Annotated in this window: 7 protein-coding genes; 3 read left to right on the top strand and 4 right to left on the bottom strand. The window is 76.0% G+C overall.

What is annotated here, in order from left to right; all coding sequences use genetic code 11:
- Positions 1–432 precede the first annotated feature (432 nt).
- Together F1544_RS12990 and F1544_RS12985 are read left to right on the top strand one after the other, a co-directional pair.
- The gene (locus tag F1544_RS12990; protein WP_308470053.1) at positions 433–2,037 is read left to right on the top strand and encodes an alkaline phosphatase D family protein; all 1,605 of its coding nucleotides are present in this window, start codon (positions 433–435) and stop codon (positions 2,035–2,037) included.
- A gap of 100 nt (positions 2,038–2,137) precedes the next feature.
- Positions 2,138–3,355: a heparan-alpha-glucosaminide N-acetyltransferase domain-containing protein gene (locus F1544_RS12985; protein ID WP_167586002.1), complete on the top strand. Its 1,218-nt coding sequence runs from the start codon at positions 2,138–2,140 to the stop codon at positions 3,353–3,355.
- A gap of 57 nt (positions 3,356–3,412) precedes the next feature.
- Here F1544_RS12985 and F1544_RS12980 read toward each other — a convergent pair whose 3' ends face one another.
- The 4 genes from F1544_RS12980 to F1544_RS12965 form a co-directional block, all read right to left on the bottom strand.
- Positions 3,413–5,098, bottom strand: coding sequence for a ribonuclease J (locus F1544_RS12980; RefSeq protein ID WP_167586000.1), 1,686 nt, complete (start codon positions 5,096–5,098; stop codon positions 3,413–3,415).
- Positions 5,099–5,144: 46 nt separating this feature from the next.
- Positions 5,145–6,086: a 4-hydroxy-tetrahydrodipicolinate synthase gene (gene dapA / locus F1544_RS12975; RefSeq protein WP_167585998.1), complete on the bottom strand. Its 942-nt coding sequence runs from the start codon at positions 6,084–6,086 to the stop codon at positions 5,145–5,147.
- 204 nt (positions 6,087–6,290) lie between these two features.
- A complete protein-coding gene (locus F1544_RS12970) occupies positions 6,291–6,614 on the bottom strand; it encodes a hypothetical protein (protein WP_167585997.1) in 324 nt (107 codons plus the stop codon).
- Between the two features lie 180 nt (positions 6,615–6,794).
- Positions 6,795–7,442 (bottom strand): HAD-IA family hydrolase, encoded by a 648-nt coding sequence (locus tag F1544_RS12965; RefSeq protein WP_167585995.1) that lies wholly within the window; start codon positions 7,440–7,442, stop codon positions 6,795–6,797.
- 232 nt (positions 7,443–7,674) lie between these two features.
- Here F1544_RS12965 and F1544_RS12960 point away from each other — a divergent pair, with 232 nt between their 5' ends.
- Positions 7,675–9,570 (top strand): sugar phosphate isomerase/epimerase and 4-hydroxyphenylpyruvate domain-containing protein, encoded by a 1,896-nt coding sequence (locus F1544_RS12960; RefSeq protein WP_208971794.1) that lies wholly within the window; start codon positions 7,675–7,677, stop codon positions 9,568–9,570.
- The last annotated feature ends 13 nt before the right edge of the window (positions 9,571–9,583 follow it).

Here is a 9,583-nt window from a genome sequence, read left to right as displayed (position 1 = left end):
GTTGCCGGCCGGGCGGGCGCCGGCCGGCTTGCGGGGCGCCTGCTTCGCGGGCGAGGACCCCTTCGCGGCGGCGGACCTCGCGCCGGAGGACTTGGCGAGGGGCGTCGACCCCTTGGACCCCTTGGACGCGGTGGAGCGCGGGGTCGTCCGGGTGGCCATGGCGTCACCGTACCCAGCGGGGGCCCCCGCGGCGGGGCGGCGCGCCCGCGGCCGGGGTGCGGCCGGGGCAAGGCCGGGGCACGGCCCGGCGGGGGGCAAGGCTCCGCCGTGCGTTCACGGTCGCGTCACCGGCGGGCACCCCGGCCGTTCGTGCACCGGGGCCACCGTCGGTCGCGGCCGGGACACAGCGCGTCCCGGGCCACCGCACAGCAGCGCCGCCCCGACCACCCGGTCGCGGTGCGGCGCGCCCCGCACCGACCCCCGGGAGTCCCCGTGTCCCTCACCACCCCGCCCCTGCCGTCCCCCCTCGCCCAGCCCGTCGGCCGCCGGGCGGTCCTGGGCGGCGGCGCCGTCCTCGGCGCCGGCCTGCTGACGAGCGGCGCGGCGCCCTCGCTCAGCGGGGACCCGTTCACCCTCGGCGTGGCCTCCGGGGAGCCGACCCCCGACGGCGTGGTCCTGTGGACCCGCCTGGCCCTGGAGCCCTACGCGCGCGACGGCCGGGGCGGCATGCCGGACCGGGCCGTGGAGGTGCAGTGGGAGCTCTCGGAGGACCCGCTGTTCCGTCGGCGCGTGCGCCGCGGCCGGGCGAGCGCCCGCCCCGAGCTCGGGCACAGCGTGCACGTGGAGCTCTCGGGCCTGCGGCCCGGGACCGAGTACTCCTACCGCTTCAAGGTCGACGGTCGTACGCAGCACGTCTCGCCCACCGGCCTCACCCGCACGGCGCCGGCCCCGCACAGCCGTGGCGGGGCGCTGACCATGGCGTTCGCCTCCTGCGCGCAGTACGAGCACGGCTGGTTCACGGCGTACCGCCGCCTCGCGGAGGAGCAGCCCGATGTCGTCCTCTTCCTCGGCGACTACATCTACGAGTACGCCCCGCGCGACTACGTGGCGCCCGGCGCCGGCAACGTCCGCGACCACCAGGGCCCCGAGACCACGACGCTCGCGGGGTACCGCCAGCGCCACGCCCAGTACAAGGCCGACCCGGACCTCCAGGCCGCGCACGCGGTGGCGCCCTGGATCGTCACCTGGGACGACCACGAGGTCGAGAACAACTACGCCGACCTCGTCGCGGAGGACCAGGACCCCTACCCGACGCTCGAGGCGTTCACGGCCCGCCGCGCGGCGGCCTACCAGGCGTACTACGAGAACATGCCGCTGCGCGCCGCCCAGCGCCCGAAGGGGGCCGACCTGCAGCTGTTCCGCCGCCTGGAGTGGGGCACGCTCGCGAGCTTCCACGTGCTCGACACGCGCCAGTACCGCGACGACCAGCCCGGAGGGGACCAGTTCCCCACCAGCGGTCCCGAGCGCGACCAGCCGCAGCGCACGATCACCGGCGCGGAGCAGGAGGCCTGGCTCCTGGACGGGATGGCCGGGTCGGCGGCGACGTGGCAGGTGGTCGGCCAGCAGGTCATGTTCGCCGAGCACGACTACGTGCCCGGCGCCGCCCGCGGCTTCAACCCCGACTCCTGGGACGGCTACACGGCGAACCGCCAGCGCATCCTCGACGGCATCGTCGAGCGCGGTGTCGAGAACCCGGTCGTCCTCTCCGGTGACGTGCACAAGCACTACGCGGCCGACCTGACGCGGAACCCGTCGGAGTCCGCCTCGGCCCCGGTCGGCGTGGAGCTGGTCTGCACCTCGATCACGTCCGGCGGCGACGGCGGGGACGCCTACGCCACGCGCGACAGCGAGCTCGCCGACAACCCGGACCTGAAGCTGGCCAACAACCAGCGCGGCTACGTGGTGACCCGCATCGACCGCAAGGAGCTGCGGGCGGACTTCCGGGTGCTCGACGCCGTGTCGCAGCCGGGGGCCACCGTCGGCACCCGCGCGAGCTTCGTCGTCGAAGCGGGGACGCCGGGGCTGCAGCAGGCCTGAGGCGAGGCGGACCGGGCCGGAGCGCAGAGGGCAGAGCCGGAGCGCAGGGGCCGGGGGCGCCGAGGGCGGGGCCGGGGGCGCGGCGGGCAGACTGGAGGGCGTGCAGGCGCCCCCGCAGACTCCCCCGCGCACCCGGCCGGACCGCGTCGTCGGCGTCGACCTCACGCGTGGGCTCGCGATCGCCGGGATGATGGCGGCGCACATCGTCTCGGCCCGGGACACGGGGGTCCCGCTGACGCTGTACGAGCTCTCCGAGGGCCGGGCGTCGGCCGCCTTCGCGGTCCTCGCGGGCGTCTCGCTCGGGCTGGCCCACCGCCGCGCGGACGAGCGCCGCGCCCGGGTCGCGGCCCGCGTCTCGATCCTGGTCCGCGGGCTGCTGATCGGGCTGGTCGGGATGCTGCTCGTCGACCTGGGCACGAACATCGCGGTGATCCTGCCGTACTACGGCCTGGCGTTCCTCGCCGTGCTGCCCGTGCTGTGGTGGCCCGCGCGGCGCCTGCTCCCGCTCGCGGCCGGCTGGCTCCTGCTGGCCCCGTTCGCGGCCTTCGCACTGCGTCGCCACCTGCCGCCGGGTCCGGGCGACCAGCCGACGCTCGCCTCGCTGCTGCACCCCCTCGACCTGCTGCCGACCCTGCTGGTGACGGGCTACTACCCGGTGATCGGCTGGACGGGGTACCTGCTGCTGGGGCTCGCGGTCTCCCGCCGCGACCTGCGCGACGCGCTGACCGGGGTGCGGCTGCTGGCGGGCGGGGCCGCGCTGGCGGCCGCCGCGTGGATCGCGAGCGCCCTGCTGCTGGGGCCGCTGGGCGGGCGCGCGGCCGTGGGCGTCCTGCGGGGTGCGGTGTTCTACGGCACCGTCCCGACGCAGACGTGGTGGTGGCTCGCGGTCCGCTCACCGCACTCGGGCACCCCGCCGGACCTGCTGCACACCAGCGGGTGCGCGCTCGCGGTGCTCGGCCTGACGCTGCTGCTGCCGCACGTCGTCGCGCTGGCACTGAGCCCGCTCGCGGCGTTCGGCGGCATGCCCCTCACCGTCTACACCGCGCACGTCGTGGCCATCGCCCTCGTCCCCGCGGACGGCTCGACGCGGCCCGGCGTCCTGCTCGCCGCGCACGTCCTCGCCGGGTGCGTCCTGGCGTCGGCCTGGCGGACGTTCGTGGGCCGCGGCCCGCTGGAGTCCGTCGTGCGCACGCTCAGCCTCGGCGCCGCGCTCGCCGTCGCGGGCCCCGCCCCGGCTGATCGCGCCCCGGCTGACACCGCCCCGGGTGACGGCGCCCCGGGCGACCCCGCCGCACGGGACGTCGCTCCCCCCGGCTGAGACGGCAGCGGGCCGCGGCCCCCGAGGGGTGCCGCGGCCCGCTGCGCGTCGGGACCGTCAGGCGGTGACGACGACCGGGACGATCATCGGGCGGCGGCGGTGCGCCTGGGCGACCCAGGTGCCGACGGTGCGCCGCACGATCTGCTGCAGCTGGTGGGTGTCCACCGGGCCGGTCGAGGCCTCGTTGATGGCGTTCTCGACCTTGGTGCGGATCGCGTTGAAGCGGTCCTCGCCGTCGCCGATGAACCCGCGGGCGTTGAACTCGGGGCCGGAGACGACCTTGCCGGTGACGGAGTCCACGGCCACGAACACCGAGATGAACCCCTCCTCGCCGAGGATCCGGCGGTCCTTGAGGTCGGCCTCGGTGATCTCGCCGACGCTCGAGCCGTCGACGTAGACGAACCCGACCGGGACCGCCCCGACGATCTTCGCGACACCGTCGACGAGGTCGACGACCACGCCGTCCTCGGCGATGACGACGCGGTTGCGCGGCACGCCGGTCTGGATCGCCAGGTCGCGGTTCGCCAGCAGGTGGCGGTACTCGCCGTGCACCGGCATGACGTTGCGCGGCTTGAGGATGTTGTAGCAGTAGAGGAGCTCGCCGGCGCTGGCGTGGCCGGAGACGTGGATCTTCGCGCTCTGCTGGTGCACGACGGTCGCCCCGATGCGGGACAGGCCGTTGATGACGCGGAACACGGCGTTCTCGTTGCCGGGGATGAGCGAGGACGCCAGCACGACGGTGTCGCCCACGCCGACTGAGATCCGGTGGTCGCGGTTGGCCATCCGGGACAGCGCCGCCATGGGCTCGCCCTGCGACCCCGTGCACATGAGCACGACGCGGTCGTCGGGGAGGTCCTCGACCTGCTTCATGTCGATGAGGACGCCCTTGGGCACGTTGAGGTAGCCGAGCTCGGCGGCGATGCCCATGTTGCGCACCATGGAGCGCCCGACGAGGGCCACCTTGCGGCCGTGGGCGTCGGCGGCGTCGAGCACCTGCTGCACGCGGTGCACGTGGCTGGAGAACGACGCGACGATGATGCGCCGCTCGGCCCGGCCGAACAGCTGCTCCAGGACGGGGCCGATCCCGCGCTCGGGGGCCGTGAACCCCGGCACCTCGGCGTTGGTGGAGTCGACGCAGAACAGGTCCACGCCCTCGTCGCCCAGGCGCGCGAACGCGTTGAGGTCGGTGATGCGCCCGTCGAGCGGGAGCTGGTCCATCTTGAAGTCGCCCGTGTGCAGGACGAGGCCCGCGTCGGTGCGGATGGCGACGGCCAGCGCGTCGGGGATCGAGTGGTTCACGGCGATGAACTCGCACGAGAACGGCCCGAGCTGCTCGGTCATCCCCTCCTTCACCCCGAGGGTGTAGGGGCGGATGCGGTGCTCCTTGAGCTTCGCCTCGATGAGCGCGAGCGTCAGCTGCGAACCGATGAGGGGGATGTCGTTGCGCAGCTTGAGCAGGTACGGCACCGCACCGATGTGGTCCTCGTGCCCGTGCGTCAGCACCAGCGCGACGACGTCCTTGAGGCGGTCCCGGATCGGCCCGAAGTCGGGGAGGATCAGGTCGACGCCGGGCTGGTGGTCCTCGGGGAACAGGACGCCGCAGTCGACGATCAGCAGCTTCCCGCGGTGCTCGAAGACCGTCATGTTGCGCCCGACCTCGCCGATCCCGCCGAGGGCGTAGACGCGCAGGGCGCCGTCGGCCAGCTTCGGCGGGGACGTGAGTTCGGGGTGGGGGTGGCTCATGCGGCTCCTCCGCGGCTCTCGCGAGCCGCCGTCGTGGTGGTGTGGATCAGGTGTCCTGGGGGTGGTGCCCGCCCGCGGCCGGGAGCAGCCGGGCGGCGTCGAGGTCGGTGCGCAGCAGCGCGACCTCCTCGTCCGTCGCGTCGAGCAGCGGGGGGCGGGTGGTGCGGGTCGTCAGCGCGCCGGTCAGCTGCAGCGCAGCCTTCACCGCGACGACGCCCTGGGTGCGGGTCATGATCGCGCGCACGGCCGGGAGCAGGCGCGTGTGCACGGCGCGCGCCGCGACGAGGTCGCCCGCGTCGACGGCCTCGACCATCTGCCGGTACTGCCGGCCCGCCACGTGCCCGACGACGCTCACGACGCCCGAGGCGCCGTGGGCGAGCAGGGCGAGGTTGAGGGCGTCCTCGCCGGAGTAGTAGGCGAGGTCCGTGCGGGCCATCACCCACGAGGTGGCGTACAGGTCGCCCTTGGCGTCCTTCACGGCCACCACGCGGTCGTGCTCGGCGATGCGCACCAGCGTCTCGGTGTCGATCGCCACCCCGGCGCGGCCGGGGATGTCGTAGAGCATCACGGGCAGGCCCGTGGCGTCCGCGGCCGTGCGGAAGTGCTGCAGGAGCGCGGCCTGCGGGGGCTTGGAGTAGTACGGCGTGACGACCAGCAGGCCGGCGGCGCCCGCCTTCTCCGCGGCGCGCGCGAGCTCGCACGTGTGCGCGGTGTCGTTGGTGCCCACGCCCGCGAGGACGGACGCCTCGTCCCCCACGGCCTCGAGGACCGCGCGCAGCAGGCGGTCCTTCTCCTCGTCCGACGTCGTCGGGGACTCGCCGGTGGTGCCGCTGACGACCAGGCCGTCGTGCCCCTCGGCCACGAGGCGCTGCGCGAGGGCCGCCGCGGCGTCCACGTCGAGGCGCCCGTCGGCCGTGAAGGGCGTGACCAGGGCCGTCAGGACCGCACCGAACGGGCGGGAGGGTCGCGGGGCGGTGGCCGTCGGCATGCTCCGAGGTTACCGCCGTCCCGGGCCGCGCCCGGCGACCGACCCGGCCGGGGCGTCGCGGGGGCTGCCGGATACCTCCGGACGTGCGAGGACCCGGTCGCTGCCCGCTCGGGGGTCCGGGCAGCAACCGGGTCCGGAGGCACCATCGGGCTCCGCCTCCGGGGCGTTACACGCGCCGGGTGTCGGGAGGCTCGGGCGGCGCGTTCAGGCGGCGAGGCTCCCGGCGTCGGCGGGCTCGGCGTAGCGCCAGCCCCAGCCGTCGTCGGCGACGAGCTCGACGGGCCCGGAGCGGGCCGGGACGGACGGCGGCCCGGCGTACTCGCGGTGCACGCCCGCGGCCCGGATGGACGCCACGGCGGTGCAGTGGCCCGCGTCGGCGTAGACGTGGTGGTGGGCGTCGCCGTCCTCGCAGCCGTCGACGCAGACGAGCCGGCAGTCGGCGCCGACCGCTGCGCTGCAGGCCAGCTCGGCGTGCAGGGACCCGTCGGCGCGGTGGGTCCAGGTGATGGTGTGGGTGCTGGTGGTCATGTCGGGTCCCGGGGTCGTCGTCCTGCGGTGCTCACCGTCGGCCGGGACCGCCGCGGGCTGCGCGGTCCGGCACCCCTGATGGTGCGCGCCCCTCGCCCCGGGACCGCGCAGGCCGCGGGGCGTGTCGCGCCCGCTGTCGTCACCCGGCGATGTCAGACGGGGCGATGTCGGACGAGGGCCTCAGACGAGGGAGACGCGGACCCCGTCGGGCCCGGTGACCAGGCGGACCGCCGTGAGGCGGTCCACGACGAGGTCGGCGTCCAGCGGCCCCTGCGGGTGGGTGGTGCGCACGGCGAGCGTCGCGCACCCCGCGGCGCGCGCCGCGCTCAGGCCGGCCGGGGCGTCCTCGACGACGAGGCAGTGGGCGGGGTCGACGCCGAGGCGCTCGGCGCCCAGCAGGAAGCACGCCGGGTCGGGCTTGCCGCGCTCGACGTCGTCGAAGGTGACCAGGGCCGACGGCTGCGGCACCCCGCCGGCGCGCAGGCGCGCCGCGGCCAGCTGGGCCCCGCAGGACGTCACGACGGCCCAGCGCTGCGGCGGCAGCGCCGCGAGGGCCTCGGCGACGCCGGGGAGCAGGACGACGTCGGCGACGTCGGCGGTCTCCAGCTCGTCGATGCGGGCGATGGCGCGCGCGACGTCGTCCGGACCGACCAGCTCGGCGACGATCTCCGCGGCGGGGCGGCCGTGGCCGTGGGCCGCGGCGATCTGCTCGGCCGTCACCTCCGCCTCGACCGCCCACGTCGTCCAGCTGCGCAGGATGGCCTGGCTGGAGTCCACGAGCGTGCCGTCCAGGTCGAACAGGACGGCCGCGAAGGCGCGCGAGGTCACGGCGTCCGCACCGGTGCGGGCGCCGGGGACGGCGGCGGTGGGCGGGCTGGGGTCGGTCGTCGGGGCCACGGCCCGACCCTACGAGGGCACCGGGACGCCCACCGCCCGCACCCCGCGGCACCCGGCCCAGCCGTCGGGGCACGGGTCGAGGAGGGCGGTGCCGGTCGCCCGGACGGTGGACACCGGGCCGCCTCGCCGCCTCCGCGGCGGCCCCGGGTGGCAGGGTGGAGGCGTGCGGACCTCCATCGCGACCGTCTGCCTGTCCGGTCCCCTGCCCGAGAAGCTGGCCGCGGCGGCGGCGGCGGGCTTCGACGCCGTCGAGGTGTTCGAACCCGACCTGCTGAGCTGCGCGCTGACCCCGGCCGAGGTGCGGCGCCGGGCGGCGGACCTCGGCCTCGCGGTGTCCCTGTTCCAGCCCTTCCGGGACCCCGACCACGTCGACCCGGCGGAGGTCGCACGTGTCCACCACCGCCTGCACCGCAAGTGCGAGGTCGCGCGCGAACTCGGCACCGACCTCCTGCTCGTCTGCTCCTCCGTGCACCCCGGGGCCGTGCGCGACGACGACCGGCTGGCCGCGCAGCTGCACGACCTGGGTGCGGTCGCCGCGGAGCACGGGGTGCGGCTGGCCTACGAGGCGCTCGCCTGGGGCAGCCACGTCGACGACTACCGGCACTCGCTGCGCATCGCGCGCGCCGCCGACCACCCGGCCGTGGGCGTCTGCCTCGACTCCTTCCACGTCCTCTCCCGCGGCGACGACACCGGCGGCCTCGCCGACGTGCGCCCCGGGGAGCTGTTCTTCCTGCAGCTGTCCGACGCGCCGCGGATGTCCATGGACGTGCTGCCCTGGAGCCGGCACCACCGCTGCTTCCCCGGCCAGGGCGCGTTCGACCTCGAGGGGTTCCTCGCCGACGTCCTCGCCGCGGGCTACACCGGGCCGCTGTCGCTGGAGGTGTTCAACGACGTCTTCCGCCAGTCCGACCCGCGCGGGACGGCGGTGGACGCCATGCGGTCGCTGCGGCAGCTGGCCGACCGGGTCGCGGCCCGGCCCGGGTGCGCACCCGCTCCCTCAGAGGCTCTCGCGGTCAGCGCGGTCGCGCTGCCGGTGCTGCCCGTCGCGCCCGCCCCGGCGTCCTGGGCCTTCGCCGAGGTGGCGACCTCTCCGCAGCACGCGGGTGACGTGACGACCCTGCTGGGGCAGCTCGGGCTGCGGCGCACCGGGTCCCACCGCAGCGGGCCCGTGGAGCTGTGGAGCGCGGGCGGGGTCCGCGTCGTCGTCAACACGCGCACGCCCGACGTGCGGGCGCGGATCTCCTCCCTCGGCGTGGAGACGGCCGACCCCGCGAGCCTGGGCGCCCGCGCCCGGCAGCTGCTGGCCCCGGTCGTCACCCGGGCCGTCGGCCCCGGTGAGGTCGACATCCCGTCGCTGGCCGCACCCGACGCGACGTGGGTGCAGTTCTGCCGCACCGACGGCGGCGCGGACGACAGCTGGCTGGCCGACTTCGTCCCCGACGCCCTCGCGGACGGGGCCGCGCCGGAGAACGGGGCGGTTCCGGAGGACGGGGATGCGACGGGTTCGGCGGGCGAGCTGACGCACGTCGACCACGTCGCCCTGCCCCAGCGGTTCGGGGAGTTCGACACCGCCGCCCTGTTCTTCCAGTCGGTGCTGGACCTGCTGCCCTCGGAGGTCACCGTCGTCCCGGGGCCGCAGGGGCTCGTCCGCAGCCGCGCCCTGCGCTCGCGCACGGCGGGGATCCGGCTGGTGCTCAACGTCGTCCCGTCCGCGACGCTCCTCGCGGGCCGCGCCACGGGCGCGGGCCACGTCGCGTTCGCGTGCTCCGACGTGTTCGCCGCCGCGGCCGCGTTCACGGCCCGCGGCGGGCGGGTCCTGGCCATCCCCGGGAACTACTACGACGACCTCGAGGCGCGGTTCCAGCTCGACCCGGACCTGCTGCGGCGCCTGCGGTCGGCGCACGTGCTGTACGACCGGGACGCGGACGGGGAGTTCCTGCACTTCTACACCGCGGCCCTGAGCCGGGAGCTGTTCGTCGAGGTCGTGCAGCGCGTGGGGGGCTACGACGGCTACGGCGCGGCGGACGCCGCCGTCCGGCTGGCCGCGCAGCAGGCCTGACCCGCGCGCGGCC

It is taken from the genome of Kineococcus rubinsiae, from assembly GCF_011839805.1.
Classification (GTDB): Bacteria; Actinomycetota; Actinomycetes; order Actinomycetales; family Kineococcaceae; genus Kineococcus; species Kineococcus rubinsiae.
The sequence above is the reverse complement of the archived record's forward strand: the minus strand, read 5'-3'. Positions and strand labels throughout refer to the sequence as shown.